At 74.2% G+C, this 26,746-nt stretch carries 28 protein-coding genes; 13 read left to right on the top strand and 15 right to left on the bottom strand.

The window, feature by feature from the left end; genetic code table 11:
• Positions 1 to 18 precede the first annotated feature (18 nt).
• Together J2X64_RS07620 and J2X64_RS07615 are read left to right on the top strand one after the other, a co-directional pair.
• Complete coding sequence (locus J2X64_RS07620) at positions 19 to 315, top strand: hypothetical protein (protein WP_310151874.1); 297 nt, start codon at positions 19 to 21, stop codon at positions 313 to 315.
• Between the two features lie 9 nt (positions 316 to 324).
• Positions 325 to 1,434, top strand: a complete 1,110-nt coding sequence (locus J2X64_RS07615) for a DUF4232 domain-containing protein (protein ID WP_310151871.1) — start codon at positions 325 to 327, stop codon at positions 1,432 to 1,434.
• 17 nt (positions 1,435 to 1,451) lie between these two features.
• Here J2X64_RS07615 and J2X64_RS07610 read toward each other — a convergent pair whose 3' ends face one another.
• Entirely contained in the window at positions 1,452 to 2,642 is a 1,191-nt protein-coding gene (locus J2X64_RS07610; RefSeq protein ID WP_310151868.1) for a RimK family alpha-L-glutamate ligase, read from the bottom strand.
• 26 nt (positions 2,643 to 2,668) lie between these two features.
• Between J2X64_RS07610 and J2X64_RS07605 the strand changes: the two genes are divergently transcribed.
• The 4 genes from J2X64_RS07605 to J2X64_RS07590 all read left to right on the top strand — a co-directional run bounded on the left by J2X64_RS07605 (position 2,669) and on the right by J2X64_RS07590 (position 5,188).
• A complete protein-coding gene (locus J2X64_RS07605) occupies positions 2,669 to 3,145 on the top strand; it encodes an ATP-dependent zinc protease (RefSeq protein WP_310151865.1) in 477 nt (158 codons plus the stop codon).
• Entirely contained in the window at positions 3,145 to 4,092 is a 948-nt protein-coding gene (locus J2X64_RS07600) for a succinylglutamate desuccinylase/aspartoacylase family protein (protein WP_310151862.1), read from the top strand. The genes J2X64_RS07605 and J2X64_RS07600 overlap by 1 nt, the downstream gene beginning before the upstream one ends.
• Before the next feature lie 13 nt (positions 4,093 to 4,105).
• The gene (locus J2X64_RS07595; protein ID WP_310151860.1) at positions 4,106 to 4,669 is read left to right on the top strand and encodes a 2'-5' RNA ligase family protein; all 564 of its coding nucleotides are present in this window, start codon (positions 4,106 to 4,108) and stop codon (positions 4,667 to 4,669) included.
• Between the two features lie 87 nt (positions 4,670 to 4,756).
• Complete coding sequence (locus J2X64_RS07590; RefSeq protein ID WP_310151857.1) at positions 4,757 to 5,188, top strand: VOC family protein; 432 nt, start codon at positions 4,757 to 4,759, stop codon at positions 5,186 to 5,188.
• Positions 5,189 to 5,219: 31 nt separating this feature from the next.
• Here J2X64_RS07590 and J2X64_RS07585 read toward each other — a convergent pair whose 3' ends face one another.
• From J2X64_RS07585 to J2X64_RS07575, 3 genes are all read right to left on the bottom strand, one after another.
• On the bottom strand, positions 5,220 to 6,035 hold the full coding sequence (locus tag J2X64_RS07585) for an SDR family NAD(P)-dependent oxidoreductase (protein ID WP_310151854.1): 816 nt from the start codon (positions 6,033 to 6,035) through the stop codon (positions 5,220 to 5,222).
• Positions 6,032 to 6,853 (bottom strand): phosphotransferase, encoded by an 822-nt coding sequence (locus J2X64_RS07580; protein ID WP_310151851.1) that lies wholly within the window; start codon positions 6,851 to 6,853, stop codon positions 6,032 to 6,034. The genes J2X64_RS07585 and J2X64_RS07580 overlap by 4 nt, the downstream gene beginning before the upstream one ends.
• A gap of 231 nt (positions 6,854 to 7,084) precedes the next feature.
• Positions 7,085 to 8,713: a DHA2 family efflux MFS transporter permease subunit gene (locus J2X64_RS07575; protein WP_310151847.1), complete on the bottom strand. Its 1,629-nt coding sequence runs from the start codon at positions 8,711 to 8,713 to the stop codon at positions 7,085 to 7,087.
• 216 nt (positions 8,714 to 8,929) lie between these two features.
• Between J2X64_RS07575 and J2X64_RS07570 the strand changes: the two genes are divergently transcribed.
• The 3 genes from J2X64_RS07570 to J2X64_RS07560 are packed head-to-tail and all read left to right on the top strand — an operon-like array spanning position 8,930 to position 11,300.
• Positions 8,930 to 9,361, top strand: coding sequence for an SRPBCC family protein (locus J2X64_RS07570; protein ID WP_310151844.1), 432 nt, complete (start codon positions 8,930 to 8,932; stop codon positions 9,359 to 9,361).
• 54 nt (positions 9,362 to 9,415) lie between these two features.
• Positions 9,416 to 10,369: an amidohydrolase family protein gene (locus tag J2X64_RS07565; RefSeq protein WP_310151841.1), complete on the top strand. Its 954-nt coding sequence runs from the start codon at positions 9,416 to 9,418 to the stop codon at positions 10,367 to 10,369.
• Complete coding sequence (locus J2X64_RS07560) at positions 10,362 to 11,300, top strand: hypothetical protein (RefSeq protein WP_310151838.1); 939 nt, start codon at positions 10,362 to 10,364, stop codon at positions 11,298 to 11,300. The genes J2X64_RS07565 and J2X64_RS07560 overlap by 8 nt, the downstream gene beginning before the upstream one ends.
• Before the next feature lie 55 nt (positions 11,301 to 11,355).
• On the opposite strand, the gene J2X64_RS07555 is transcribed toward J2X64_RS07560, so the two are convergent.
• Positions 11,356 to 11,853, bottom strand: coding sequence for a DUF427 domain-containing protein (locus J2X64_RS07555; protein ID WP_310151835.1), 498 nt, complete (start codon positions 11,851 to 11,853; stop codon positions 11,356 to 11,358).
• A 69-nt stretch (positions 11,854 to 11,922) separates the two neighbouring features.
• Here J2X64_RS07555 and J2X64_RS07550 point away from each other — a divergent pair, with 69 nt between their 5' ends.
• The 3 genes from J2X64_RS07550 (at position 11,923) to J2X64_RS07540 (ending at position 13,978) form a co-directional block, all read left to right on the top strand.
• Positions 11,923 to 12,288 carry a UBP-type zinc finger domain-containing protein gene (locus tag J2X64_RS07550; protein WP_310151832.1) on the top strand — a complete coding sequence of 122 codons (366 nt, stop codon included), beginning with the start codon at positions 11,923 to 11,925 and terminating at the stop codon, positions 12,286 to 12,288.
• 184 nt (positions 12,289 to 12,472) lie between these two features.
• Positions 12,473 to 13,576, top strand: a complete 1,104-nt coding sequence (locus tag J2X64_RS07545) for a lysylphosphatidylglycerol synthase domain-containing protein (protein ID WP_310151829.1) — start codon at positions 12,473 to 12,475, stop codon at positions 13,574 to 13,576.
• A 120-nt stretch (positions 13,577 to 13,696) separates the two neighbouring features.
• Complete coding sequence (locus tag J2X64_RS07540) at positions 13,697 to 13,978, top strand: TraR/DksA C4-type zinc finger protein (RefSeq protein WP_397444033.1); 282 nt, start codon at positions 13,697 to 13,699, stop codon at positions 13,976 to 13,978.
• A 107-nt stretch (positions 13,979 to 14,085) separates the two neighbouring features.
• On the opposite strand, the gene J2X64_RS07535 is transcribed toward J2X64_RS07540, so the two are convergent.
• The 4 genes from J2X64_RS07535 to J2X64_RS07520 form a co-directional block, all read right to left on the bottom strand.
• On the bottom strand, positions 14,086 to 16,359 hold the full coding sequence (locus J2X64_RS07535) for a heavy metal translocating P-type ATPase (protein WP_310153168.1): 2,274 nt from the start codon (positions 16,357 to 16,359) through the stop codon (positions 14,086 to 14,088).
• A gap of 5 nt (positions 16,360 to 16,364) precedes the next feature.
• On the bottom strand, positions 16,365 to 16,583 hold the full coding sequence (locus tag J2X64_RS07530; RefSeq protein ID WP_310151819.1) for a heavy-metal-associated domain-containing protein: 219 nt from the start codon (positions 16,581 to 16,583) through the stop codon (positions 16,365 to 16,367).
• Between the two features lie 74 nt (positions 16,584 to 16,657).
• Positions 16,658 to 16,960 carry a metal-sensitive transcriptional regulator gene (locus tag J2X64_RS07525; protein ID WP_310151818.1) on the bottom strand — a complete coding sequence of 101 codons (303 nt, stop codon included), beginning with the start codon at positions 16,958 to 16,960 and terminating at the stop codon, positions 16,658 to 16,660.
• A 170-nt stretch (positions 16,961 to 17,130) separates the two neighbouring features.
• A complete protein-coding gene (locus J2X64_RS07520; RefSeq protein WP_310151815.1) occupies positions 17,131 to 18,408 on the bottom strand; it encodes an FAD-dependent oxidoreductase in 1,278 nt (425 codons plus the stop codon).
• Positions 18,409 to 18,511: 103 nt separating this feature from the next.
• Between J2X64_RS07520 and J2X64_RS07515 the strand changes: the two genes are divergently transcribed.
• Positions 18,512 to 20,035, top strand: coding sequence for a helix-turn-helix domain-containing protein (locus tag J2X64_RS07515; RefSeq protein ID WP_310151814.1), 1,524 nt, complete (start codon positions 18,512 to 18,514; stop codon positions 20,033 to 20,035).
• A gap of 51 nt (positions 20,036 to 20,086) precedes the next feature.
• Here the strand turns inward: J2X64_RS07515 and J2X64_RS07510 are convergent, their stop codons facing one another.
• From J2X64_RS07510 to J2X64_RS07485, 6 genes are all read right to left on the bottom strand, one after another.
• The gene (locus J2X64_RS07510; RefSeq protein ID WP_310151811.1) at positions 20,087 to 20,575 is read right to left on the bottom strand and encodes a cupin domain-containing protein; all 489 of its coding nucleotides are present in this window, start codon (positions 20,573 to 20,575) and stop codon (positions 20,087 to 20,089) included.
• A gap of 214 nt (positions 20,576 to 20,789) precedes the next feature.
• On the bottom strand, positions 20,790 to 22,220 hold the full coding sequence (locus tag J2X64_RS07505) for an FGGY family carbohydrate kinase (protein WP_310151806.1): 1,431 nt from the start codon (positions 22,218 to 22,220) through the stop codon (positions 20,790 to 20,792).
• Positions 22,221 to 23,258 carry a zinc-binding dehydrogenase gene (locus J2X64_RS07500; protein WP_310153165.1) on the bottom strand — a complete coding sequence of 346 codons (1,038 nt, stop codon included), beginning with the start codon at positions 23,256 to 23,258 and terminating at the stop codon, positions 22,221 to 22,223. It abuts the gene before it with no gap.
• A 14-nt stretch (positions 23,259 to 23,272) separates the two neighbouring features.
• The gene (locus J2X64_RS07495; protein ID WP_310151803.1) at positions 23,273 to 24,295 is read right to left on the bottom strand and encodes an NAD(P)-dependent alcohol dehydrogenase; all 1,023 of its coding nucleotides are present in this window, start codon (positions 24,293 to 24,295) and stop codon (positions 23,273 to 23,275) included.
• Positions 24,296 to 24,299: 4 nt separating this feature from the next.
• Positions 24,300 to 25,874, bottom strand: a complete 1,575-nt coding sequence (locus J2X64_RS07490; RefSeq protein ID WP_397444019.1) for a mannitol dehydrogenase family protein — start codon at positions 25,872 to 25,874, stop codon at positions 24,300 to 24,302.
• Entirely contained in the window at positions 25,871 to 26,665 is a 795-nt protein-coding gene (locus J2X64_RS07485) for a carbohydrate ABC transporter permease (protein ID WP_310153159.1), read from the bottom strand. The genes J2X64_RS07490 and J2X64_RS07485 overlap by 4 nt, the downstream gene beginning before the upstream one ends.
• Positions 26,666 to 26,746: the final 81 nt, after the last annotated feature.

Below are 26,746 nucleotides of genomic sequence, written 5' to 3'. Positions count from 1 at the left end.
GTCGCCTAGGGTGGCCCGATGACGTGGGGGCGTTGGGGGAGCAGGCTGCTCGTCGCGGGCGGGCTCGTCGGCATGCTCGTCGTCGGGTGGTCCTGGGGCCGGTACCAGACCGTCTGGGGTGACACCCCCTGCGAGCGAGACCGTGCACTGTGCGACGAGGTCGCGAACGTCGCCGCCCAGCGCCAGCTCGGGTGGTGGTATGCCGTGTGCGCGTCCCTCCTGATCGCCGGCCTCCTCGCGACGCTGGTCCGCCGGGGGCTCGCTCCCCGCGCCCCGGCCGAGCCCGGGGCGGCTGGGGGTGCAGCGACCGTTTGACCGCCCGCGGTGGTGGACGAGGGGTCGGTCGCGGCTGTCGTGGCCGGACCCGGCGCGGGGACGTGGCGGGTGGCGGTCTCCGCAGCCGGCCGGGCTGCGGCGGTCGCCGTGGGAGTGCTCGCGGCGGCGCCCTTCTGGCTGTTCGGCGGGTCCGCCCTCCTCCTCGCCGCAGGCGTCACCGCCATGCTGCTCCTGGCCTGGCTGGTCGACCTGCGCCTCCGCGGGTCCGGGCGGGCGGGTGACCTCGGCTCCCTGCTCGGCGCGGGGCTGGCGGCGGTCGGGGCGGTGGTGCTCTCCACCGTGGTGGTGGCGGCCACCGTGCACTGGTCGGCCCCGGGACGGCCCGGCGGCGACTCGTGGGGCTGGCTGCTGGCGGGCCTCGTCCTCGGCGCGGCCGCTGGTGCCGCAGCCGTGGTCGCGGGCCTCGTGCGCCTCGACCGGCGGGGCCTTCGGGTCGCTGCGACCACCGGGTGGGCCGTCGTCCTCCTGGCCGCCCTGGTGGGTGCCGCCAGCCCGCCGGGGCTGGCGGCCCTCGAGACCCTGCAGCGTGACCTGTACCCGACGGCCCTCGCCGCGCCGACCTCCCGCCCGCCGGTCGTGGAGCCCACGCCGGAGGCCGTCCCGACCATGCCGTCGCCCTCGGCCGCCCCGACCGATGAGCCCCGGGCCGTGCCGGCAGCGAGGGCGTGCACGCCCGGCGACCTCGCCCTGTCGGCACGCGGCTGGGACTCGGCGATGGGCACGTCCGCGGTCACGCTGGTCGTCAGCAACGGCAGCGACACCGCCTGCTGGGTCGAGGGGTTCCCGACCGTGGCGCTCGCCCAGGCGGGACGAGACCTCGGCGTCGACGTGCGCCGGTCGACCACGACGGCATACGGCACCGTTGTCCCGGCGCGGCGCATCGGGCTGCTCCCGAGGGGCGGTGAGGCGGTCGCCGCGCTCTCGTGGAAGGGCTACCGCGCCATGGCCGACACGACGAGCCCACAGCTCGTTTCCGTGACGTTGCCCGGCGCGAAGGCGCCGATACGGCTCCCGCTCGACGGCACGGCGCCGCGCATCGACGTCGTCGAGGGCGCGGTCATGGACGTGACCGCCTGGCAGTACCCGCCTGCGGGCTGACGGGCAGGCGGCGCGGGTCAGCCCTCGTGGATGGGCTGCTTGGGCAGCTTGCGCACCTTGGCCCGGCGGCGACGGCGCTCGGGGATCATCGACCGCATCTCCTCGAGCTTGCCGAAGCACAGCAGCCGGTCCTCGGCCTCGAGCAGCTGGCCGGGCTTGGGGTTGGGGACGACCTGCGTCCCCCGGTGCAGCGTCAGCACCGTGATGTCGCGGTCGGTCAGGCCCGAGTCCCGCAGCGGCTGCCCGACGAGGTCGGACGCCGAGTGCACGACGAGCTCGGCCACGCCGTACCCCGTCGACACCGTGAGCCGCTGGCGGACGTCGATCTCGGGGAACGCGACCTGGTTGGAGACGTAGTCGATGATCGCGCCGGCGACGTCGAGCTTGGTCGCGGTCTCGATGCCCTGGAGCCCGGGCGAGGAGTTGACCTCCATCACGAGCGGTCCCTCGTTGCCCTCGAGCATGTCCACGCCCGCGACCCGCAGGCCCATGATCTGGGCCGCCCGCACCGCCGTCTGCTCGTACTCGGGGGTCAGCTCGACGCCCTCCACCGTGCCGCCACGGTGCACGTTCGACCGGAACTCCCCGCCCTGCGCCGTGCGGCGCATGGCCGCCACGACGCGGTCGCCGACGACCAGGGCGCGGATGTCCCGGCCGCGGCTCTCGGTGACGAACGCCTGGATCAGCACGTTCTGCTGCGTGCTCTGGAGCGTCTCGATGATGGCCTCGGCGACCTTGATCTCCGGGGCGAGGATGACGCCGATGCCCTGCGTGCCCTCGAGCAGCTTGATGACGACCGGCGCTCCGCCGACACGGTTGATGGCGGCGTTCACGTCGGCGCGGTTGCGCACGAACGTGGTGGCCGGCATACCGATGTTGTGCCGCGACAGGATCTGCGTGGCGCGCAGCTTGTCGCGGGAGTTGGCGATCCCGTTGGCGGTGTTGGGCGTGTAGACGTCCATCTGCTCGAACTGGCGCACGACGGCCGTGCCGAAGTACGTGATCGAGTTGCCGATGCGCGGGACGACCGCGTCGTAGTCGGACAGCGGCCGGCCACGGAACTGCAGGTCCGGCTCGGGCCCGGACAGGTCGATGGCGAACCGGAGGGTGTTGAGCACCTTGACGTCGTGCCCGCGGTCGAGGGCCGCGGTGCGCAGGCGCTGGGTGGAGTACGTGCGGGGGGCACGCGAGAGGATTGCCAGTTTCACGGGGACGTCCCTGCCAAGATGGACCGGTGTCGAAGCCGAACCATCTAAGCACCCCCGTCGGGTGGCGCGAGTGGGTGAGCCTGCCCGGGGTGGGTGTCCCGTGGCTCAAGGCCAAGCTCGACACCGGGGCACGCACGTCGGCCCTGCACGCGTTCGACGTCGAGGAGCAGGACCGGGACGGTGAGGACTGGGTGCGCTTCTCCGTGCACCCCTGGCAGCGCTCGCCCCAGGACGCCGTCACCGTCGAGCGCCCGGTCCACGACCGGCGCACGGTCCGCAGCTCCTCGGGCCACCTCGAGGACCGGCTGGTCGTGCAGCTCGAGCTGTCCCTGGTCGGCCGCCCGGTGACCGCCGAGGTCACCCTCACGAACCGGGACGCGATGGGCTTCCGGATGCTCGTCGGCCGGGAGGCGCTGCGGCAGGGCTTCCTCGTCGACTCCTCCCGGTCCTACCTCGGCGGCCGCCCGCCGCTGTCGGTGCGGCGCCAGAACCGGGGTCGCTGATGGCCCGCCCGTCCTTCGCGATCGGCCCCGTCCGGGTCCGTGCCGGCAGCAAGCAGGACGTCGGCCTCCCGATCACCCGCCTCGTCACCGGCGCCGAGCTCAGCCTGCCCGTGCAGGTGATGCACGGCCGCGAGGACGGCCCGACCGTGTGGGTCAACGCCGCCATCCACGGGGACGAGGTCGTCGGGGTCGAGGTCGTGCGGCGCGTGCTCGCCGGGCTGTCGCCGAAGACCCTGCGCGGCACCCTGATCGCCGTCCCCATCGTCAACGTCCACGGCTTCATGGCGGGCGACCGCTACCTGCCCGACCGCCGCGACCTCAACCGGTCGTTCCCCGGCTCCTCGCGCGGGTCGCTGGCCGGGCGGATCGCGCACCTGATGATGACCGAGGTGGTCGCGCCCTGCGAGGTCGGCATCGACCTGCACACCGGCTCCGACGGGCGCACGAACCTGCCGCAGGTGCGCGCCGACCTCGACGACCCGAAGACCGTGGCGCTCGCCGAGGCGTTCGGTGCCCCGGTCATGCTGCACGCCAAGCTGCGCGACGGCTCGCTGCGCTCGGCCGCCCGGGAGACGGGGGCGACCGTCCTGCTCTACGAGGCCGGGGAGCCGTGGCGGTTCGACGAGTGGGCGATCACCGCGGGGGTCGTGGGCGTACGCCGCGTGCTGGCTGCCCTGGGCATGACCGATCCCGTGGACCTCGCCGAGGAGCCGAGCCTCGCCTGCCGCACGAGCGGCTGGGTCCGCGCGCGCGCCACCGGCATCCTGCACCTCGAGGTCGGGCTCGGCCGCCGGGTCGCGCAGGGGGACCGGCTCGGTGCCCTCTCGGACTCGTTCGGCCGGACGCTGCGGCTGGTGCGGGCCGACCGCGACGGCATCGTCATCGGCCACAGCCGCGCGCCGCTGGTGAACCGCGGCGACGCGCTCGTGCACATCGCGTCGGCCTGAGCCGGGACCTGCCGTGCCGCTGCAGTCCGTCGAGCTCGTGCTCGACGCCGCCACCGACGAGGCGGTGCGCGGGCTGTGGCAGGCCCTGGCCGAGGCCGGCCTGCCCAGCCAGGCCGACCACCGCGGCCCGACGAACGCGCCCCACGTCACCCTCGCAGCCGTCCCGGTCGTCTCCGCAGCGGCGGAGGAGGCGCTGGTGCCGCTCGCGGCCCGGTTGCCGCTGCAGCTCGAGCTCGCCGCGCCGGCGCTCCTGGGCGAGCGGCGGCCGGCGCTCGTCCTGCCCGTGCGGCCCGGTGCGGAGCTGGGCCGCCTCCACGTCGACGTGGACTCCGCGCTCGCGGCAGACCGCGCGGTTCCTGCTGGCGGTGCGGTCGCAGGGGACGGCCCGGGAGTGCCGGACGGCGGCGATGCGGAGCTGCCGTGGGTGCCGCACGTCACGCTCGCGCGACGGCTGCGGCCCGAGGTGTGCGGGGCGGCCCTGGCCCTTGTGCAGTCGCTGGACTCGCCCACCGCGGCCATCGGCACTGCCCTGCGGCGCTGGGACCCGGAGCTCCGCCGGGCCTGGCTGGTGGGCTGACCGACCGGCATACGTCATCGGGCCCTCGCCACCGTCGGTGGTCGCTCCTAGCCTCGGAGGACGACCCACCACCGTAGGAGGACGACGATGACGTCACGGCTCAACCCGTACATCGGGTTCAAGGACACCGCCCGCGAGGCGCTCACGTTCTACCAGCAGGTCTTCGGCGGCGACCTCACCATGAGCACGTTCGGTGAGTTCGGGCAGGCCGACCAGCCCTTCGCCGACGGCATCATGCACGGCCAGCTCGAGACGCCGCAGGGCTTCACGCTCATGGTGTCCGACACCCCGCCCGGCATGGAGTACCGCGAGGGCAGCCGCATCTCGGTCAGCCTCTCGGGCGACGACGGCGAGGAGCTGCACGGCTTCTGGGACAAGCTCTCGGAGGGTGGCAGCGTGTCGGTCCCGATGGACAGGCAGCCGTGGGGCGACGAGTTCGGGATGTGCACCGACCGGTTCGGTGTGGACTGGATGGTCAACATCGCCGGCGACCACTCCGGCGCGGCTGCCCAGGGCTGACCCTCCCCAGACCAGCCCGGATGCGCTGGCCTCAGTCCGCCGGTCCGCGGTTGCGCTCCTGGAAGGCGAGTGCGGGGCCGGCCAGGATGCCGCCGTCCACCGGCAGGGTGATCCCGGTGACCCAGGACGCGTCGTCGGAGGCGAGGAACGCGACGGCCGCCGCGATGTCCTCGGGCTCACCGACGCGCCCCAACGGGTAGAGGGGGACGAGGGCGTCCGGGTCCTGGTCGTCCCAGACGCGGGTGCGCACCGTGCCGGGGGCGACGACGTTGAACCGCACCGGCCGCTGCCCCTCGCCGACGCGGGTGGCCGAGTACTCGACCGCGAGGTTCTGGGCCAGGTTGGGCAGGGCCGCCTTGGCCAGCGAGTAGCCGACGTTGCCGAACGCGGCCAGCCCGTTCACCGACCCGGTCATGACCACCGAACCGCCCCACGGGGAGGCGAGCAGCTGGGGCAGGGCCGCCTGGATGGTGCGCACGGTGCCGTGCAGGGTCGGCTCGAGCTGGATCGACCACGACGCGTCGTCGAGCCCGTCGAACCCTTCGCCGGTGGCGACCCCGACGTTGCACACCAGCACGTCGAGGGCGCCGAACTGCTCCACGACGGCGGTCACCGCGCGCTCGAGGGCGTCCGCGTCGGTGACATCGCACTCCACGGCCAGGGCGCGGTCGCCCAGGGCGGTGGCAGCCTCCTTCGCCGCGGCCGGGTCGAGGTCGGCGAGCACGATGTTCGCGCCCTCCGCGTGCAGGCGCGTCGCGATGGCGCGGCCGATGCCGTGGGCGGCACCGGTCACCAGGGCGGTCCGGCCGGCGAACCGGGCGAGGGCGGGCGTCGAGGGGGAGGTCATGCCCCGAGTCTGTCGGATCCGCCCTCCCCGAGGGCGAACGCCACCAGCCCGTCGGGTGACAGCTGCCCGGCCAGGACGTCGACCGACCACCGGCGGTCCGCCTCCGGCAGCCGCTCCGTCGCCAGCACGTCGTCCGCGAAGTCGAGGAAGTCGTGCAGCGCCCGGGTGGCCTGGGCGTACCGGAGCCGCACCGGGTCGAGCCGCGCCGGTCCGTACCCCTCGACGAACGCCGCCTGGTCGGCCGGGGTCGGCGTCGCCAGCACGCCACCCACCACGAACATGAGGTCCCACTCCGGGGTCGCCAGCGCCGCGTCGTCCCAGTCCACCAGCCAGACGCCCGGCTCGTCGTCGGCCAGCAGCACGTTGCCCGGGTGTGGGTCGGTGTGCGCGACCACGCTGGGCGCGTCGGCCCAGGCGCGCGACTCGGCCGCCGTCGTGCGTGCCACCTCCCCGACCGCGAGCACGCGCTCGCGCCCGGCCTCCCACAGCCGCAGCAGCGCGGCGACGTGCGGGTCGCCGACGCCGGTGTCCTCGGTCTCCAGGTCCGCAACTGCGCTCGTCGCGTGCGGCCGCGCCCCGACCGCCCCCAGCCGCCGGTCGAGCTCGGTCAACCGCAGCAGGAGCGGTTCGGGGTCATGGCCCGCGGACGGCAGGTCCCGCAGCCCGGGGGTGTCGACCGGCACCCGGTGCAGGGCGGCGAGCAGGGCGCCGAGCGAACGCCAGTGACCCGGCTCGAGCCCGACCTCGATGCCCCGGCGGTCCGAGACCCACGGCACGACGCTCAGCCGCACCCCGAGGCGCTCGGACGTCAGTCCCACCCTCGTGCGACGGAAGCGGGGCCGGGACGCCGGGGACGCCTGCCTCCGCCAGGTGGCCCGCCACCGCGACGCCGGGCTGCGGACCGGTGCTGGTCTTCACGGCATACGCACGGCCGTCACCGGCGACGCCTCGAAACAGGGACGCACGCGGGTCGGCGCCCACCCCGACGGGGTGGACGCCGACGAGCCTGACACCGAACTCCTCGCGGACCCGGCGCAGGAGGTCCTGCGTCAGTGGACCATCACCGGCGGTGCCCCCTCGGTGTCCGCGTCGTCGAGCAGGTGCGACTCCTCGTGCCGGCGCGGCAGGAACAGTGCGGCGACCAGCGACAGGCTCACCAGCGAGGCGGCCACCCAGAAGGTGTGGGCGTACGCGTCGGCAGCCAGCTTGGCGACCTGGCCGGTCAGCGCCTGGGCCGCCGCCTGCGGGCTGCCGCCGTGGTCGGCGAAGAACTGGCCGACGAGGGGCAGCTTCGCGGCTGCCGCCTGGGCCGCCTTCGGGCCCTGCGTGGCGGCGACCTCGAGGTACTGGCCACCCTGGGCCGCCAGCGGCCGGCTGTTGATCTGGTTGGTCAGGACGACCGAGAAGGTCGCCACACCCACCGAGCTCGCGATCTGCTGGGTGATGTTGAGCAGGGTCGACCCGCGGGCGACGTCGTGGTGGGTCAGCGTCTTCAGCGCCGAGGTCATGATCGGCATCATCGTGCCGCCCATGCCCAGCCCCATGACGAACAGCACCGGGATGAGGAAGCCCCAGTGCGAGGAGTCGGCCTGGATCTGGGTGAGGGTGAACATGCCGCCGATGATGAGCACGAGACCGAACGGGACGATCCGGCCCACCGGGAACCGGTCGGCGAGGGCGCCCGCGATCGGCATGGTGAGCATCGCGCCGACACCCTGCGGTGCGACGAGCCAGCCGGCGTTGAGCGGCGTCTCGTGCTGGACCTGCTGGAGGAACTGCGGGATCAGCAGCAGGCCGCCGAAGAACGACGCCGCGAAGATGAACATCGTGATGATCGAGACCGTGAGGTCGCGGTTGCTGAACAGCCGCAGGTCGAGCAGCGGGTGCTTCGGCTTGAAGCTGTAGAGCACGAACGCGACCATCAGCGCGAGCCCGACCAGGCCGGGCAGCAGGACCTTGGTGTGGCCGATGCCGCCCTCGCCCGGGATCGAGGAGACGCCGTAGAGGAACAGCGCCAGGCCCGGGCTCATCATGAGCATGCCGACGAAGTCGAAGGACTCCGAGGGCTGCGGGTTGTCCTTGGGCAGGGCGAAGAACGCGTAGACCAGGGCGACGAGGCCGATCGGCGCGTTGATGAGGAAGATCCAGTGCCACGTGAAGTGGTCGATCAGCCAGCCGCCGAGGATGGGGCCGAAGATCGGGCCGAGCAGCATCGGGATGCCGAGGATCGCCATGAGGCGGCCCATCCGCTTCGGGCCGGCCGCGCGGGTCATGATCGTCATGCCGAGCGGCATGAGCATGCCGCCGCCGAGGCCCTGCAGGACCCGGAAGCTGATGAGCATGCCGATCGAGCTCGCGGTCGCGCACAGCACCGAGCCGAGGGTGAAGAGCAGGATCGCCATCATGTACAGGCGCTTGGTGCCGAACCGGTCGGCCGCCCAGCCGGACATCGGGATGACGGTGGCGAGGGCGAGGGTGTAGCCGGTGACGGTCCACGCGACGGTGGAGTACGCCAGCGGCTCGCCGCCGAACGCGGTCTGGAACGTGCGCAGGGCGACGTTGACCACAGTGATGTCGAGGATCGACATGATCGCCCCGAGGACGACGACACCGGCGACCTTGAGGACGGCGGCGTCGATCTTCTCGGGGTACACGGGTGTCGTGCCTGGTGCTGACATCGGCACCTCTCCGGGTGAGGAGGGACGGGCGGGCTCGCGGCGGACGTCGCGAGGTCGGGGACCCCCTGCGCGACGCTGCGCCGGCCCCTCGGTCGAGGCTAGTACCGGCCCCCGACAGCGCGCCCCCTCTTTTTGGAGGGTCTCCCCGAGGGGGTCGGTCGTGCCCGACCCCTCGCCACCGGGCGGGTCCGGCGCTGCCGGGTTAGCGTCGTGCCCATGGTCGACGTCGTCCGCTCCTTCCCGGTCAGCCGCCCACCCGCCGAGGTGGTCGCCTACCTCGCCGACTTCTCCAACGCCGTGGCCTGGGACCCCGGCACGGTGCGCTGCGAACGCGTCGACCCCGGACCCGTCCAGGTCGGCTCGCAGTGGCACAACGTCTCCAAGGTGCTGGGCCGGGAGACCGAGCTCGAGTACCGGCTGGTGACGATGGACAGCGACCACGTGGTCCTGCGCGGCACCAACAAGACCGCGACCTCGACCGACGACATCCGCGTCGTGGCGTCGCCGACCGGCAGCACGGTCACCTACTCGGCGCACATCGAGTTCAACGGCGTCGCCAAGCTGGCCGAGCCGCTGATGCAGCGGGTCTTCGAGAAGCTGGGCGACGAGACGGTGGAGGGCATCCAGCGCGAGCTCGGCGCTCCGTAGCCGTCGTCGCGGTGTCCGTGGGCCCACGCCCCTGTATGCCGTAGCGTCGCCACCGTGCCCCCGTCACCACGCGCGCCGCGGACGGACGCCGAGGTCCCGGCATACTGGCGCGGCCTCGGGCTCCCCGGGCTCGCCGACATCCACGTGCACTTCCTGCCCGAGCCGATGCTGGCGAAGGTGTGGGCCTACTTCGACGAGGCGGCGCAGCACTACGGGCAGCCGTGGCCGATCCACTACCGCGACGACGAGCCCACGCGGCTGGCCACCCTGCGGGCGCTCGGGGTGCGCGCGATCCCGTCGCTGACGTACCCGCACAAGCCGGGCATGGTGCAGTGGCTCAACGACTGGTGCGCCGACTTCGCCGCCCGCGTCCCGGACGCCGTCCACAGTGCGACGCTCTACCCCGAGCCCGGGGTCGGCGACCTGGTCGAGCGAGCGCTGGCCGGCGGCGCCCGGCTGTTCAAGATGCACGTGCAGGTCGGCCGCTACGCCCCGGACGACCCCCTGCTCGACCCCGGGTGGGCGGCCCTCGAGTCGGCCGGGGTGCCGGTCGTCCTGCACGCCGGCTCGGCCCCCAAGGACGGCGAGCACACGGGCCCGCGGCCGGTCGAGGCGGTGCTCGAACGGTTCCCCGAGCTCGTGCTCGTCATCGCGCACCTCGGCATGGGCGAGTACGACGCGTTCGCCGACATCGCCGAGCGCTACCCACGTGTGCACCTCGACACGACCATGGCCGGCACCGACTACGCCAACGCGTTCGCGCCGCTGCCACCCGCCTACGTCGAGCGGTTGGGCGGCCTGGCCGACCGGGTCGTCCTGGGTTCGGACTTCCCCAACATCCCCTACCCCTACGCCCACCAGCTCGAGGCTCTCGACCGGCTCGGCCTCGGCGACGACTGGCTGCGGAAGGTGCTGTGGCACAACGGCGCCCGCCTCCTGGGGTTGGACGAAGCGGGCCGCGCGGAGGTGGCCCCGGAGGGGGCCGCGTCGGAGGTGCACGGTGGCTGACCGCGTCGCCGAGGCCATGCAGGACCTGTATGCCGTGGGCCCGGACGAGTTCATGGCGACCCGGTCGCGCCTGGTCGCCGACGCGAAGGCGGCCTCGGACAAGGCGGCGGCGACCGAGATCGGCAGGCTGCGCAAGCCGAGCCTCGCTGCGTGGGCCGTGAACCTCACGGCCCGCGAGGCCGAGGACGTCGTGGCCGACCTCGTCGACCTGGGGGAGCGGATGCGGTCGGCCCAGTCGCGGCTCGACGCGGCGGCCCTGACCGGCATGCGCAAGGAGCGGGACGCCACCGTCGAGGTGTACGTGCGGGCTGCGACGCGGGCGGTCTCCGACGCGGGCCGGTCGCTGAGCCCGGCCGCGCAGCAGGAGGTTCGGGCCACGGCGATCGCGGCGCTCGCCGACGAGCGGGCGTCCGCTGCGGTCACGTCGGGGCAGCTCACGCGCTCGCTGTCCTACAGCGGGTTCGGTGAGGTCGACCTGGCCGAAGCCCTGGCGCGGACCACCGGTGGCGCGATCCTCACGGTGGTGCCGGGCGGCCGCGGCTCCCGGCCCGCCGGCCGCCCAGGTGGTGGCCGCAAGCCCCGCGACCAGCAGGTCGACGACGCGACGGCCGGGGTCGAGCGTGCCGGCGACGAGGGGGCGGACGAGGCGGCCGGTGACGGCGCGACCGGCGACGCGGCGGCCGAGCTCCGGGCCGAGCGCGAGGCCGAGCTGGAGGAGGCGGAGCGTCGGCTGTCCGACGCCGAGCGCGCAGTCGCCGCCGCGAGGGAGCGCGCCGAGGAGACCCGTGAGCGGCTGGCCGTGGTCGAGCGGCAGCTGGCCAAGGCGCGGGAGGCGGACGAGCGCGCGCTCGAGGCGGTCACCGACGCCGTCCGCGAGCGCAAGCAGGCCCAGGCCGCCCGGGACGACGCCCGGCAGGCGCTCGCCGACTAGTACGCGGCGTGCCGGACCCGCGTCCTGACCGGCCGGGTCCGTCGATCCGTGCGGGTCACCAGCCGTGCGTGCCCGGACCGCCCTTGAAGGGGCCGACCACCGCGTCGGTGACCCAGCCGCCGTAGAAGCCGCCCTCCTGCGGGCGGACCGTCTCGCCGTCGACGACGCACCGGTCGACCGAGCCCGGCATCACGGCATACGCACCGGCCAGGACCTCGAACCCGCGCGTCGGCTCGGGGTACGTCCACACGGCACGCGGCGCGACGACGTCGCCCGCGACGAGGTCGAGGTAGGCGGCGCGGCCCTTCCACTCGCACCACGACGAGCCCTCGGCCGGCCGCAGCGCGCCGGGGACGAACGCGTCGGCCGGCAGGTAGTACGTCGGCGGGTGGCTGGTCTCCAGGACCCGCCAGGAGCGGGTCGTGTCCGCCACGCGCACACCTCCCAGCCACACCTCGACGTGCTGGCTGCTGGTCTCGACGCGCGGCGGGCGGGGGTAGTCCCAGACGGACTCCTGTCCGGGACCCGGGGGCAGCGGCGTGGGGCGGCGCATGGCGCCACGGTAGGTCGCCGCGGGCGATCCCGCCGGTTGCGTCCTACGGTGGGGGCCGGAGGTGGTCCGATGACCGAGCAGCAGGCCGACCCGCCCCGGGAGGGGATCGACCCGGACGTCCCCCCGAGCGGCACCGGGTGCGTCGAGTGCCTCGAGGCCGGCGGGTGGTGGGTGCACCTGCGCCGGTGCGCGCAGTGCGGCCACATCGGGTGCTGCGACACCTCGCCGTCGCAGCACGCGACAGCCCACCACCGGCAGACCGGGCACCCGGTCATCACGAGCTTCGAGCCGGGTGAGGACTGGTTCTGGGACTTCCCGAGCGGGGAGGGCTTCCTCGGCCCGCGGCTCGCGGACCCCCAGAGCCACCCGGCGGACCAGCCCGTCCCGGGTCCCGCCGGCGCCGTGCCGGCCGACTGGCGCGACCACCTGCACTAGCCCGTCCTGGGGACGACCCGGGGCGCCGGTCTCGACGCGCCACCGGCGGCCGACTCGCCGCGCCGCCGGCCGCCGGACGTCCCCACGGCTCAGGGTCGACCCTGAGGTGACTAGTCCGTGGTGGGGGTCGAGATGGGTAGAAAGCCGGATGTGCCCGCACCCGCACGGGCGTCACCGTGGGGCCATGGCCCTCCACACCGAGCCGCACCCGTCGACGGCGACGACCGCAGACCTGCGTCGTCCGACCGCGCGGGACCGGCTCGCCCGCCGCGCACCGGGGGGTCGCGGCGGGGGGAGGGCCGCCAAGCTCCTGCTGTCCGGCGGCCTGGCGGTCGGCATCCTCGCCATCGCGCTGCCGAAGGTGGCCGGCGCCGGCTGGTCGCAGATCGCGGCCGTCCTCGGCGGGCTCAGCCTGCTCCAGGTCGCCGTGCTGACCGCCGTCTGGCTCGCGGGCCTGTGGGCGCAGACGCCCGCTCTCACGGCAGCCATGCCTGGCCTGTCGCACCGCCGGGCGCTGCTGCTCAACCTCACCGGCTCGTTCGTCTCGAACCTCCTGCCGCTCGGTGGCGCGGCCGGCACCGTCGCCAACTGGCGGATGGCCCGGTCCTGGGGGTTCACCACGGCCGCGTTCGGCCGCTGGGCCGTGATCACCAACCTCGTCGACACCCTGCTCAAGTTCGTCCTGCCCGGCCTGGCGCTCGTCTGGCTGGGCGTCGCGCGGGTGGAGGTGTCGAGCAGCGTCAGCACCGCGGCATACGTCGGGCTCGGGCTGCTCACCGCCAGCGTCCTCGTGGTGTGGCTCGTCGCCCGCGACGACCGCGCGGTCCGCTGGCTCGGCCGGTGCGCCGACCGCGTGGTGGCCCGGGTGCGGTTCCTGCCGCGCGCCGAGGAGGGGTATGCCGAGCGCGCGGCGTCGTTCCGCCGTGAGAGCGCCGGCCTCGTCGCCGCCGGCTGGGGCCGGATGGTCGGTGCCAAGCTCGCGTATGCCGCGCTGCAGGCGCTGCTCCTCTGGGCCGGTCTGCGGATGATCGGCGCCGACGTGCACCCGGCGGTCGTGGCCGCGGCGTTCGCGGTGGAACGGATCCTCACGATGGCCGCGATCACGCCCGGGGCCTCGGGGATCGTGGAGCTGGGGATGGTGGGGGTGCTCGTCGCGTTCGGGGTCGAGCCGGCGCTCGCCGCGGCCGGGGTGCTGCTGTACCGGGGCTTCATCTTCGGTGCGGAGATCCCGGTGGGCGGGCTGTCGATGCTCGCGTGGTCGCTGCGCCGCCGGCCGCTGCCTGCCTAGGCTCGTCGGGTGACGCCCGACCCGACACCGCAGGACGACACCCCGGAGGGGTCTCGCGCCGACCTGCTCGCGTGGGCGCGGACCCGGCTCGAGCAGGAGCGGGAACAGACGCTCGCTGCGCTGCGGGACCGCGAGGCCGACGTGGCCGCCATCGTCGCGGCGTCCGAGGGGTCGAACGCCGACGACGAGCACGACCCCGAGGGCGCCACGATCGCCTTCGAGCGCGCCCAGGTCGACGCCCTCGCCCGGCACGCGCTGGCCCACCTCGAGGAGGTCGCGGCGGCGCTGCGCCGGGTCGAGGACAGGAGCTACGGCACCTGCACGGTGTGCGGACGGCCCATCCCACAGGAACGGCTCGAGGCCCGGCCGACGGCGACGACCCACGTCGCCTGCGCCGGCTGACGGCCGTCGCCCGCGGGCCTGCCCGCCCTCACCCGGCTTTGGGGGTGCAGAGGTGACGGATACGCCACCTCTGCACCCCCAAAACCCGGGACCGAGGAGCGCGGCCGTCAGCGGGTCGGCTGGAAGCCGCGCAGCCGCAGGCTGTTCGTCACGACGAATACGGACGACAGCGCCATCGCACCACCGGCGATCATCGGGCTGAGCAGCCCCGACGCCGCCAGCGGGATCGCGGCCACGTTGTAGGCGAAGGCCCAGAACAGGTTGCCGCGGATCGTCCCGAGGGTGCGCCGGGCCAGCCGGATCGCGTCCGGAGCCGCACGCAGGTCACCCCGGACCAGCGTCAGGTCGCTGGCCTCGATCGCGACGTCGCTGCCGGTACCCATCGCGAGACCGAGGTCGGCCTGGGCCAGGGCGGCCGCGTCGTTGACGCCGTCGCCGACCATCGCGACCACGCGGCCCTCGTCCTGCAGGCGGCGCACCACGTCCACCTTGTCCTGGGGCAGGACGTCGGCGACGACCTCGTCGATGCCGACCGCCCTGGCCACCTCGTGTGCCGCGGCCTCGTGGTCGCCGGTGAGCAGGACCGGGCGCAGCCCGAGGTCCCGCAGCCGGCGCACCGCCTCGGCCGAGGTCTCCTTGACGGTGTCGGCGACCGCGACCACGCCGCGGGCCCTGCCGTCCCACGCGACGACGACGGCCGTCGCGCCGCGCCCCCGCGCGGTGTCGAGCGCTGCCGTGAGCTCCTCGGGCACGGACACCGACCAGTCAGCCATCAGCCGGGGGCGTCCGACGACGAGCGCACGACCCTCGACCACGCCATGGACGCCGAGCCCGGCGGTCGAGGCGAAGTCCGTCACCGCAGGCAGGTCGCGCGCCTCGGCGGCGTGCGCGGTGATGGCCGCGGCCACCGGGTGCTCGGAGGCGGCCTCGACCGCACCCGCGAGCCGCAGCACCTCGGCCGGGTCCTCACCCGGCGCAGCCACGACGTCCTGCACGGTCATCCGGCCGGTGGTCACGGTGCCGGTCTTGTCGAGCACGACGGTGTCGACGCGCCGGGTGGACTCCAGGACCTCGGGCCCGCGGATGATCAGGCCGAGCTGCGCGCCGCGTCCCGTCCCGACCATCAGCGCGGTCGGTGTCGCGAGGCCGAGGGCGCACGGGCAGGCGACGATGAGCACGGCGACCGAGGCGGTGAACGCGGCGGTCCACCCGGCACCCGCGCCGACCCAGAAGCCGAGGGTCGCGACGGCCAGCACGATGACGACCGGCACGAACACCGCGGACACGCGGTCGGCCAGCCGCTGGACCTGCGCCTTGCCGTTCTGGGCGTCCTCGACGAGCTGCGCCATCTGCGCGAGCTGGGTGTCGGCACCGACCCGCGTGGCGCGCACGACGAGGCGGCCGCCGGCGTTCACGGTCGCTCCGATGACGGCGTCACCGGGGCCGACCTCGACCGGCACGGACTCGCCCGTCACCATCGAGGCGTCGACCGCGCTGGTGCCCTGCTCGACCTCGCCGTCGGTCGCGATCTTCTCGCCCGGCCGCACCACGAACCGCGTGCCGACCACCAGCTCGGAGACCGGCACGCGCTCCTCGCGGGCGGACTCACCCTCGCCCCGCAGGACGCTGACCTCCTTGGCGCCCATCTCCAGCAGCGCGCGCAGGGCGGCGCCGGACGCGCGCTTGGCCCGCGCCTCGGCATACCGGCCGGCGAGGAGGAACGCGGTCACGCCCGCCGCCGCCTCGAGGTAGATGTTGCCCGCGCCGTCCGTGCGCTCGAGGGTGAGGCGGAACGGGTGGACCATGCCCGGCTCGCCGGCGGTGCCGAGGAACAGGGCGTACAGCGACCAGCCGAGGGCGGCCAGCGTGCCGACCGAGACGAGCGTGTCCATGGTCGACTGCCCGTGCCGCAGGTTGGTCCACGCGGCGCGGTGGAACTGCCACCCGCCCCACACGACGACAGGCGCGGCGAGGACGAGCGAGGCCCACTGCCAGTAGCGGAACTGCCACGCCGGCACCATCGCCAGGACGATGACCGGGGCGGCGAGGGCGGCCGAGACGAGGAACCGGTGGCGCAGGGCCGCCAGCGCGGTGTCGGCCTCGTCCTCCGCGGACCCGGGAGTCGCGCCGGTCGCCGCAGGCTCCCGGGGTGCCGGCACCTGCGCGGTGTAGCCGGTCTGCTCGACCGTCTGCACGAGGTCGGCGGGGGTGAGGGTGTCGGGGAACGTCACCCGGGCCTTCTCGGTCGCGTAGTTCACCGACGCCGTGACGCCCTCGAGCTTGTTGAGCTTCTTCTCGATCCGGGCGGCACACGACGCACAGGTCATGCCCCCGATGACGAGCTCGACGTCCCGGGTGTCGGTGGCGCCCGCAGGCCCCATCGTGGTCACTGCGCCAGGCTGTAGTTGCCCGCCTCGTCGAGCGCGGCGGACACCTCGGCCGGGGTGAGCTCGCGGTCGGCCTGCACGGTGACGGCGGACGTGCCGCCGGCCACGAGGTCGACCTGGACGTCGCTGACACCGTCGAGGGCGGTGAGCTCCTCGGTCACGGCGCTCGCGCAGTGGCCGCAGGTCATGCCGACGACGTCGAAGGTCTGGGTGCTCATTGGGGTTCTCCTCAGGGGTTCGGTCGGTGGTCAGTGGGTCGGTGGTCAGTCGGTCTGGGGTCAGGGGTCCGAGGTCAGGAGCGGACGAGCCGGGCGATGGCGTCGCTGGCCTCGCGGACCTTCTCCTGCGCCTCGGGACCACCGCTGCGGGCGGCGTCGACGACGCAGTGCTCGAGGTGCTCCTCGAGCAGCTCGAGCGAGAAGGACTGGAGCGCCTTGGTGGCCGCGGCGACCTGGGTGAGGATGTCGATGCAGTACTTGTCCTCGTCGACCATCCGCTGCAGTCCACGCACCTGTCCCTCGATGCGACGCAGCCGCTTGAGGTGGCTGTCCTTCATGGGGGTGTAGCCGTGCACCGGGTGTTCCGTCTCGCTCATGGCCATGCCAACAGCATACCCCCCGCCCGTATTTCCGTCGAGACGCAGGGTGGAGACAGCAAAACGGCAGTTGCTGACATGAAACGGGTCTTCAGGACTGCCGTTTCACGTCCGCAACTGCCGTTTTGCAGGGGGCGTGGCGTATGCCGGGCGCCGAGCCCGGGCGGAGGTCAGCGCAGGGGGTTGAAGGGCTTGAGCTGCTCGACCTGCTTGCCGGTGACCATGGTCTGCGCGAGCAGGCGGCCGGTGACCGGGCCGAGGGTGATGCCCCACATGCCGTGGCCGCCGGCGGCGAAGACGCGGGGGGACTTCGTGGCACCGATGAGCGGGAGGCCGTCGACCGTGCAGGGGCGCGAGCCGACCCACTCGTCCTGGCGGGCGTCGAGGTCGGCGCCCCGCAGCAGCGGGCGGGCGGCCTCGGCGATCGCCGAGATGCGGCGCTGGTCGAGCGCGGCCTCGGGCTTGCGGAACTCCATCATGCCCGCGACGCGCAGCCGGTCACCGATCGGCGTGCAGGCGACGCGCTGGGCGGGGAAGTAGACCGGGCCGTTCGGGACGTGGTCGATCGCGACCGAGAACGAGTAGCCGCGGCCGGCCTGGACGACGTTGCGGACGCCGAACTGCTTCGCCAGCTTCCCGAGCCAGGCGCCGGTCGCGAGGACGGCGGCGTCGAACTCCTCGACCGAGCCCTCGGCGGTGGTGACGGCGACGCCACGACCGGTGTCGCGGATGTCGGACACGGTGGCGCCGTCGACGATCTTGCCGCCGCGGGCGCGCACCGAGTCGGCGAGCGCGTGGACGAAGGCGCCGGGGTTGATGAACCGCTGGCCCTTGAGCAGGATCGCCGCGCCGATCTCGTCGGACAGGCTGGGCTCGATCGCCCGGGCCTGGTCGCCGGTGAGCGCCTCGAACTCGATGGCCTGGCCCGCGGCGTGGATGTGCTCGATCTCCTCGAGCAGCGTGCGGCGCTCGACCTCTGTGCGGTACGACGCGAGGAACGACTTGGCCTCGATGGTGTCGGCCTGGACGCCGCCGGCCTTGAGCAGGTCGAAGCTCTCCAGCGACAGGTCGTTGACCGGCACCAGCGAGCCCATGGCCTTCTTCCAGGCCTTCATCGTCGAGTGCCGGGTGAAGCCGGTGACGAACCGCAGGAAGTCCGGGTTGGCGCTCGGCGGCACGTAGACCGGCGACGAGGGCGACAGGACGGCGCGGATGCCGTACTTGAGGACGGCGGGCTCCGGCAGCGGCGTCGCGATGCCCGGCGTCAGCCAGCCGGCGTTGCCCCACGACGACCCGGCGGCCACGCCCTCGCGGTCGAGGACGACCACCTCGACACCCTGCTCCTGGAGGAACCAGGCGGTGGACAGGCCCACCATGCCGGCGCCGACGACGGCGACACGACGGGGGGCGGGGAGACCGGCAGCGGTGACGGCGGGGGAGGAGGTCATGTCCTCGAGCGTGACAGGACCGATGCGGCCTCGCCTTGGTGCCATCGCATGAATCCGTGCGACCCAGTTGTGCTGATGGCACAACCTGGCCGACACTGGGACCGTGCTCGCCGTGACCGACCTCGTGGGCACCCTCTCGGGTCTGCTCACCCTCGCCGTGCCGCACGAAGGTGCCGAGGTCGACGACCTCACCATCGCCGAGCCGGCCCACGGCGTCGTCGGCCAGCCCGGCGACCTCGTGCTCGGTGTCGGCGTCGACGGCCCCTCCGGGGCCCTCCAGGTCGTCGCCGACGCGGCCGCGGCCGGCGCGGGCGGCGTGGTGCTGCGCCGGTCCCTCGGCCGCCGCCGCGACGTCCGGAGCCGAGCCCGCCGGGAGGGCATCGCGCTCGTCGAGCTGGCCGACCAGGCCTCGTGGGCGCACCTCGTCTGGCTCCTGCGCGGCGTCCTCGACCGCGCCGCGGTCGGCCCGGGCCGGCGCGAGGACGCGCCCGTGCAGGACGATCTCTTCGCGCTCGCCGACGCAGCCGCCGGTCTCGTCGACGCCCCCGTCACCATCGAGGACGCCCAGTCGCGCGTGCTCGCATACTCCTCCCGCCAGGACCTCACCGACCCCGCCCGGGTGTCCACCATCGTCGGGCGTCGCGTCCCCGACGAGGTGCTGGCGACCCTGCGCGCCCAGGGCGTCTTCCGCCGCCTCGCCCGCTCCTCCGAGCCGGTCTACGTCCCGGCGTCCGGCGGCACCAAGCCGCGCCTCGTGGTCCCGGTCCGCGCCGGTGGTGAGTGGCTGGGCTCGATCTGGGTCGTCGTCGAGCAGCGGCCGCCGGCGGCCCTCGTGGCCGAGCTGGTGCAGACGTCGGCCGTCGTCGCGCTGCACCTCCTGCGGCTGCGGGCGCAGAGCGACCTGTCGCGCCGCGTGGCCGCCGACAGGTTGCGCGGCGTGCTGTCCGGAAGCACCGCCGGCGCCGAGGAGTGGCTGCCCGCGGGCCCGTGGCGGGTCGCCGCCCTGGGCGCCGCCGGGGACGCCGGCCGCACGCTCGACGTGTGGGAGTCCGTGCTGCGGCGCCAGGCGTGGACCTCGCCGCTCATCGCCGAGCTCGACGGCCGGGTGTATGCCGTGGTGCGCGACACCGAGGACGCCGCCGCGGGCTCGTGGGCGTGGCTGTGCGCCGTGGTCGAGCGGGCCCGGCGCGAGGGCCTCGACCTCGTGGTGCGTGCAGGCCGGCCGGCCCACCAGCCGGCCGGGCTCGAGCGCTCGCGCAGTGAGGCGCAGGAGGCGGACCGGGTCACCCCGAGCGGTGAGGCCGTCGCGCGCCACGAGGACGTCTGGGCGCAGGTGACGATCGCGCGCGCGGCGGCAGCCCTGCCCGACGAGGCGCTGGGCCCGCTGCGCCTGCTGCAGGAGCACGACGCGGTGCACGCGACCGACCACCTGCGCACCCTCGCGGCCTGGCTGGACCACCCGGGAGCCCCCAGCGCGGCCGCCCGGGCGATCCACGTGCACCCCAACACGATGCGCTACCGGATGAACCGGGTCGCCGACCTGGCCGGGCTCGACCTCGAGGACCCGGCGGTGCGGCTGGCCGTCCGCCTGCAGCTCGCCGCGCTGGAGGGCGCCCCCACGGCGTAGCGGTGCTGCCCCGCCGGGTCCCGCTGCGGGCGCCCTCGGCGGGCTGCGGTCTCAGTCCACCCAGTGGTTGTCGTGGTACCGCATGAACTCGTCGCGCTCGGCCTCGGTCATCGTCTCGCCGGCCCCCAGCCGCGCGAGCCCCTCGAAGTAGGCCTCCCGCGGTGCACCCGGCGCGAAGTGCAGGAGCATCGAGGCGGGACCCGACTCGTTGCGGAAACCGTGCAGCCCGCCGGCCGGCACGTGCACGAAGTCGCCGGAGCGCATGACGTTCCACGCCGTGCCGTCGTAGATCGTGACCTCGCCGTCGAGCACGTAGAACGACTCGGTGATGGTCCGGTGGAAGTGGGCATCGGGACCGCTGCGGGGACCGGCGAACTCCCACCGGTACAGCCCGTAGGTGCCACCACTGCCCTCACCGGTGGTGAGGTAGTGGACGCGGTTCCCGTTGGGGTAGACCAGGTCAGGCTCGTCGCCGGCCAGCCTCGCCCGCGCGCTCACCTCGCCCGTCTCGCCGTCGTAGATCGGTGGTGGATAGCTCATGGCGCCATCGTGCCCGCGGAGGCGGACGGGGTCACGCACTTTTGCCGTGTGAAGCCCCCGTGCGCCGCTGGACGGGTCCCGGCATACGCCACGTCCCCCTGCCGGCACCCTCCCGCCGTAGAAGTGCCCCTTCTTCGCCCCCGGCCGGAACGTTCCCGTCCACCGCGAAGAGTGGGCACTTCTACGGGGTCTGAGTCGGGGTCGGCGTCGACGCCTAGCGGTCGTGCACCGTGGCGAGGAGCGCGGCATACCGGCCCAGGACCTCGGCGGACGAACCGTCGTCCGCCGGATCGAGGGTCTGCTCCACGCGCACCGGCCACGTGGGCGGCTCCTGCTCGCCGGACAACACCCACGCGGCCTGGCGCGCGGCCCCGAGCCCGACGTACTCGCCGGGCTCGGGCACCGCGACCGGCACGCCGAACAGCGACCGCGCCACCTCCCGCACGGCCGCCGACGCCGAGGCCCCGCCGATGAGCAGCACCCGCTCGACCGGCGTCCCCAGCGCCCGCAGGGCGTCGACCCCGGCGACCAGGTTGGCGAGCATGCCCTCCACGGCGGCGCGGGCCAGGTTCTCCGGGGTCGCGTTGGTCCGGGTGAGGCCGCCGAGGGTCCCGGTCGCGTGCGGCAGGTTCGGGGTGCGCTCGCCGTCGAGGTACGGCAGCAGGCTCAGCCCCCCGGCCCCGGGCTCCGCCGCCAGCGCGAGCCGGTCGAGGCCGGCGAGGTCGGTCCCCACCAGCTGGGCTCCCGCCGTCAGCACCCGGGCGGCGTTCAGGGTGCACATCAGGGGCAGGAAGCCGCCGCTCGCGCTCGCGAACCCGGCCACGTCGCCGCTCGCGTCCCGCACCGGGCTCGCGGCGTCGGCGAAGACCGCACCGCTCGTCCCCAGGGACACCACGACGTCGCCGCGCTCCAGCCCCAGCCCGAGGGCGGCACCGGCGTTGTCGCCCGTGCCGGGACCGACGACCATGCCGGACCCGGTCCGGCCCGCCTCCTGCGCCGGCCCCAGCACGCGCGGCGTCCCGAACTCGCGCCCGAGCGCGAGCCGCTGCAGGTCGGGCAGGTAGGCGTCGTCGACGGCGCAGAAGTACCCGGTGCCCGATGCGTCACCCCGGTCCGTCACGTGCTCGCGGAAGCCGTTGCCCTCCTTGAGGATCCGTGAGGTCAGCCAGTCGTGCGGCAGCACGACCCGTGCGAGGCGCTCGGCGTGCTGCGGCTCGTGCTCGGCCAGCCACCGCACCTTGGTGACGGTGAAGCTCGGCACGGGAACCAGCCCGGTCCGGTCGACCCACTCTGCAGCCCCGCCGAGCTCCTCGATGAGGTCGCGGGACGCGTCGGCGGAGCTCGTGTCGTTCCAGAGCATCGCCTCGCGGATGACCTCGTCCGACTCGTCGAGCGCCACGAGCCCGTGCTGCTGGCCGCCGACCGCGATCGCCGACACGCCCTCGAGCAGGCCGTCCGCGGTGGCGGCCAGGTAGGCCTCCCACCACCGGTCGGGGTGGACCTGGGTGCCGTCGGGGTGGGGGGCGCGACCGGTGCGCACCACGCGGCCGGTCCCCGCCTCGCAGACGACGACCTTGCAGGACTGGGTCGAGGAGTCGACCCCGGCGACCAGGGTGGGCGCGGTCTGGTCGGGGGCGGCGCTCATTCAGTCCTCCATCACGATGCAGACCTTGCCGGCGGTGCCGGCGTCCGCGACCTCGTATGCCGTGCCGGCGTCGGCGAGCGGGTAGCGGTGGGTCACGACCACCTCGGGGTGCAGGCCGGTGCGGACGAGCAGGTCGAGCAGCTCGCCCATGTGCTGCAGCGAGGTGACCCACGACCCGTGCAGCGTGACCTGCTTGTGGATGAGCAGGTCCGACACGGCGAAGTCGACCCGGCCGCCCTCGCCGACGAACACGCAGCGGCCCCACCGGCGGGTGTTCCGCAGCGCGGCGACGCGGGCCGGTGCCGCACCCGAGCAGTCGATGGCGACCTCGCAGCCCTCCCCACCCGTGGCGGTGGCGACGGCCTCGTCGACCTCGTCCGCGGTCACCGCCACGTCGACCAGACCGAGCCCCGCCGCCAGCGCGACCCGCTCCGGCGAGGTGTCGGTTCCCACGACCGTCGTCACGCCGAGCGCCCGGCCGAGCATGGCAGCGGCGAGGCCGACCGGCCCCAGCCCGGTCACGAGCAGCCGGTCCCGCCCGGACACGCCCGCCCGCAGCAGGCCCTCGTAGGCCGTCCCGAACCCGCACGACACCAGCGCCCCGTCGACGAAGGTCAGCGGCTCGGGCAGCAGCAGGCAGGACGCCTCCTCGGCGAGGAGGTACTCGGCGTGCCCACCGTCGCGCTGCCACCCGTGGGCGGCGCGGAACGGCGAGAGGCAGCCCACGGCATACCCACGGCGGCACTCGTCGCACATCCCGCACCCGGCGATGTGGTAGACGACGACCCGGTCGCCGACGGACAGCCGGCGCCTGCCGGGCCCGACCTGAACGACCTCGCCGCACGGCTCGTGACCGGCGACGACGCCCTGGTAGGCCTCGGCGCCGTGGCCGAGGTGCTCGCGGTAGATGGCGCGGATGTCGCTGCCGCAGATCGAGGATGCGCGCATCCGCAGGAGCACCTGGCCGTGGCCGGGGCGTGGCACGTCGACCTGCACGTGCTCGACGGTGCTGTCGCCGGGCAGCCGCACCCCCCGCATTGTCGCCGGGAGGCTCACGACTGCGGCTCGATGACGGACTTCACCGCGCCGGGGGTGTCCCGGGCGGCGGTGAGGGCGGCGGCGGTGTCGGCCAGCGGGAACCGGCCGGTGACGAGCCGCTCGAGGTCGACCTGGCCGGAGGCGACCAGAGCGATCGCGGTGGGCCACGTCCCGGCGTACCGGAAGGTCCCGGTCACGACGAGCTCGCGCTCCTGCACGACCGACAGCGGCAGCGCCAGCTCGTCGCCGCCCATGCCGACGAGGACGGCCCGGCCGGCCGGGGCCAGCGCCCGGATGCCGTCGGCCGTGGCCCCGGGGTGCCCCGAGCACTCGAGCAGCACCTCGGGCGCCGGCCGACCGGCGCACGCGTCCGCGAGCGACTCCCGGCCGGAGTCGACGGTGCGGGTCGCGCCGAGCTCGCGCGCGACCGCGAGCCGGTCGGCGTCGATGTCCACGACGACGACCTCGCTCGCCCCGGCCGCGCGGGCGACCTGCACGCACACGAGCCCGATCGGGCCCGCGCCCGTGACCAGGACCCGCGAGCCCGGCCCGACTGCTCCCTTGCGGCAGGCCCAGACGCCCACGGACAGCGGCTCGCAGAGCGCGGCCTCGAGGTCGCTCACGGAGTCGGGCACCGGGTGGGCGAACGCGTGGTGGATCGCCACGAGCTCGGCCAGCGAGCCGTCGACCGGCGGCGTCGCGTGGAAGACCATGTCGGGGCACAGGTTGTACCGCCCGGCGAGGCACTGCTCGCACGCCCGGCACGGCACGCCGGGCTCGATCGACACCCGCTGCCCGACCCGCGAGGGGTCGACGTCCTCGCCGACCGCCTCGACGACACCAGCCGCCTCGTGGCCGAGGACGAGGGGGGACTCGACGACGAACCGGCCGATGCGGCCGTGGTCGAAGTAGTGCGTGTCGGAGCCGCAGACGCCCACCGCCCGCACGCGCACGAGCACCTCGTCGCGGGCGGGGACCGGTTCGGGACGCTCGTGGAGCTCGACGACACCGGGCGAGGTCAGGACTGCGACGCGCATGCGGTCAGTCTGCCCCGCCGCCCGTGGCGCCGTCGCCCGCACGGGCGTCCCACTCCTCGAGCGTGACCCGCGCGCCGACGGTGTGCAGCCGCTCCAGGGCCGAGGTGTAGGCCGCCGCGAACCGCTCGTCGTCGGCGAGGTCACCGAAGAGGTCGCGGTCGCGGACGAAGGCGAGCGGGTCCTCGCCCTGGCGTGCCGCGGCGGCCATGACCCGGTCCCTGAGCCGGTCGACCACCTCGATGGGCTCGCCCTGCTCGTCTCGCCCCTCGGCATACCGGGCCCACGAGGCGACCACGAGGGCGGACAGCTCGATCTCGCCACCGCTGCGCAGGTTCTCCCGGATGACCGGGACCAGCCACTTCGGGATGCGGTCGGAGGACTCGGCGCAGAGCCGGGCCAGGGTGTCGCGCACCTCGGGGTTGGCGAACCGCTCGACGAGCTCGTGCCGGTACGCGTCGAGGTCGACCCCCGGCACCTCCGGCAGGGTCGGGCTGCCCTCGCGCTCCATGTACGCGAGCAGGAACCGGCGGAACAGCGGGTCCTGGCAGACCTCGTGCGCGTACCGGTACCCGGAGAGGAAGCCGAGGTAGCACAGGGCCTGGTGGCTGGCGTTGAGCAGCCGCAGCTTCATCAGCTCGTACGGCACGACGTCGTCCACCACCTGCACGCCGGCGTCCTCGAACGGCGGGCGCCCCTGGCTGCCGAACGAGTCCTCGAGCACCCACTGGGTGAACGGCTCGCAGACGACCGGCCACCCGTCGCGCACCCCGAACTCCTCGGCGAGCCGGTCGACGTCCTCCTGCGCGGTGACCGGCGTGATGCGGTCGACCATGCAGTTGGGGAACGCCACCTCGCGGTCCATCCAGTCGGCGAGCTCGGGGTCCTTGAGCCGGGCGAAGGCGGTGATCATCCGCCGGGCGACGTCGCCGTTGTCGGGCAGGTTGTCGCAGGACATCACCGTGAACGGCGCCCGACCCTCCCGGCGGCACCGGTCCAGCCCGGCCGTGATGAACCCGAACACGGTGGTCGGCGCGTCACCGGCGGCGAAGTCCGCGGCGAGGTCGCCCTGGATCGACGGGTCCTGCGCGTCGAACTCGCCGGTGACCTGGTTGACGAGGTAGCCGCCCTCGGTGATGGTCGTGGACACGATGCGGGTGCCCTCGTCGGCGAGCCGGTCCACGACGGCGCCGGGGTCGTCGGGCGCGAACATGACGTCGACGATGCTGCCGATGACGCGTGGCTCGCGGTGCCCGTCGGGGTGCTTGACCACCAGCGTGTAGAGACCGTCCTGGGCGCGCAGCGTGTCGATGATCCGGCGGTCGTGCGGCAGCGCCCCGACCCCGCACAGCCCCCACTCGAGCGCCTCGCCGTCGTTCATGAGCGCGTCGAGGTACATCGCCTGGTGGGCGCGGTGGAACCCGCCGACGCCGAAGTGGACGATGCTCGCGGTCACCTGCGACCGGTCGTATGCCGGGACGGCCACGCGGGGGTCGAGGTCGCCGAGGGCCTCGTCCGACAACGGGACCGGCGTGCTGCCGGGAGCTGCGTCGCCCTGGTCGGGTGCTGCTGCTCCGGTCACTTCACGGCTCCCATCGACAGGCCCTGGACCAGCTTGTCCTGGGCGGCGAAGCCGGCCGCCAGCACCGGCAGCGACACGACGAACGACGCCGCGCAGACCTTGGCGAGGAAGAGCCCCTGGCTGGTGACGAAGCCGGTCAGGAACACCGGCGCCGTCCCTGCCACCGTGCCGGTCAGCACCCGGGCCAGCAGCAGCTCGTTCCAGCTGAAGATGAAGCAGATCAGGGCGGCCGACGCGATGCCCGGCATGACGACCGGCGCGACGATGTCCTTGAGGGTTCGGGTCAGGCTCGCGCCGTCGACCGACGCGGCCTCGAGCATCTCCACCGGGACCTCGGCGAGGAACGAGCGCAGCATCCACACGGCGATCGGCAGGTTCATCGAGGTGTAGAGCAGGATCAGCCACCAGATGTTGTCGAGCAGCCCCACCTTCTGCGCGAAGAGGTACAGCGGCAGGATGCCCGCCACGATCGGCAGCATCTTGGTCGACAGGAAGAAGAACAGCACGTCGGTCCACTTCTTCACGGGGCGGATCGACAGGGCGTAGGCCGCCGGGAAGGCCAGCAGCAGGACGAGCACCGTCGACAGGATGCTGGCCGTGAGGGAGTTGAGCAGCGGCGGCCAGGGCCCGGCGTCGAAGAAGGAGCGGTAGCCGTCGAGGGACAGCGGGGCGAACACGTCGGGCGGGTTCTTCGCCGCGTCGGTCTCCTTGTGGAACGACGTGAGGATCATCCACAGCACCGGCAGCGCGAACAGGATCCCCACCACCCACGCGGCTGCGGTCAGGAGCATCCCGCTGCGGGGCGCACGGGCATGCCGGATCTCCTGGCGCGGGCCCGATCCCGGGACGGTGCCCGACCGGCGCGCCTGTCC

This window comes from Phycicoccus sp. 3266 (genome assembly GCF_031456495.1).
GTDB lineage: Bacteria > Actinomycetota > Actinomycetes > Actinomycetales > Dermatophilaceae > Pedococcus.
This window is presented reverse-complemented; position numbering and strand designations above follow the sequence as displayed.

Coding starts and splice junctions, on each gene's coding strand:
- J2X64_RS07525 (WP_310151818.1), bottom strand. CDS start 16,960: ATGAGCGAGACGGAACACCCGGTGCACGGCTACACCCCCATGAAGGAC.
- J2X64_RS07570 (WP_310151844.1), top strand. CDS start 8,930: ATGGTCGACGTCGTCCGCTCCTTCCCGGTCAGCCGCCCACCCGCCGAG.
- J2X64_RS07550 (WP_310151832.1), top strand. CDS start 11,923: ATGACCGAGCAGCAGGCCGACCCGCCCCGGGAGGGGATCGACCCGGAC.
- J2X64_RS07555 (WP_310151835.1), bottom strand. CDS start 11,853: ATGCGCCGCCCCACGCCGCTGCCCCCGGGTCCCGGACAGGAGTCCGTC.
- J2X64_RS07505 (WP_310151806.1), bottom strand. CDS start 22,220: ATGAGCGCCGCCCCCGACCAGACCGCGCCCACCCTGGTCGCCGGGGTC.
- J2X64_RS07520 (WP_310151815.1), bottom strand. CDS start 18,408: ATGACCTCCTCCCCCGCCGTCACCGCTGCCGGTCTCCCCGCCCCCCGT.
- J2X64_RS07585 (WP_310151854.1), bottom strand. CDS start 6,035: ATGACCTCCCCCTCGACGCCCGCCCTCGCCCGGTTCGCCGGCCGGACC.
- J2X64_RS07510 (WP_310151811.1), bottom strand. CDS start 20,575: ATGAGCTATCCACCACCGATCTACGACGGCGAGACGGGCGAGGTGAGC.
- J2X64_RS07495 (WP_310151803.1), bottom strand. CDS start 24,295: ATGCGCGTCGCAGTCCTGACCTCGCCCGGTGTCGTCGAGCTCCACGAG.
- J2X64_RS07545 (WP_310151829.1), top strand. CDS start 12,473: ATGGCCCTCCACACCGAGCCGCACCCGTCGACGGCGACGACCGCAGAC.
- J2X64_RS07535 (WP_310153168.1), bottom strand. CDS start 16,359: ATGGGGCCTGCGGGCGCCACCGACACCCGGGACGTCGAGCTCGTCATC.
- J2X64_RS07530 (WP_310151819.1), bottom strand. CDS start 16,583: ATGAGCACCCAGACCTTCGACGTCGTCGGCATGACCTGCGGCCACTGC.
- J2X64_RS07575 (WP_310151847.1), bottom strand. CDS start 8,713: ATGTCAGCACCAGGCACGACACCCGTGTACCCCGAGAAGATCGACGCC.
- J2X64_RS07500 (WP_310153165.1), bottom strand. CDS start 23,258: ATGCGGGGGGTGCGGCTGCCCGGCGACAGCACCGTCGAGCACGTGCAG.
- J2X64_RS07590 (WP_310151857.1), top strand. CDS start 4,757: ATGACGTCACGGCTCAACCCGTACATCGGGTTCAAGGACACCGCCCGC.
- J2X64_RS07620 (WP_310151874.1), top strand. CDS start 19: ATGACGTGGGGGCGTTGGGGGAGCAGGCTGCTCGTCGCGGGCGGGCTC.
- J2X64_RS07600 (WP_310151862.1), top strand. CDS start 3,145: ATGGCCCGCCCGTCCTTCGCGATCGGCCCCGTCCGGGTCCGTGCCGGC.
- J2X64_RS07485 (WP_310153159.1), bottom strand. CDS start 26,665: ATGCTCCTGACCGCAGCCGCGTGGGTGGTGGGGATCCTGTTCGCGCTG.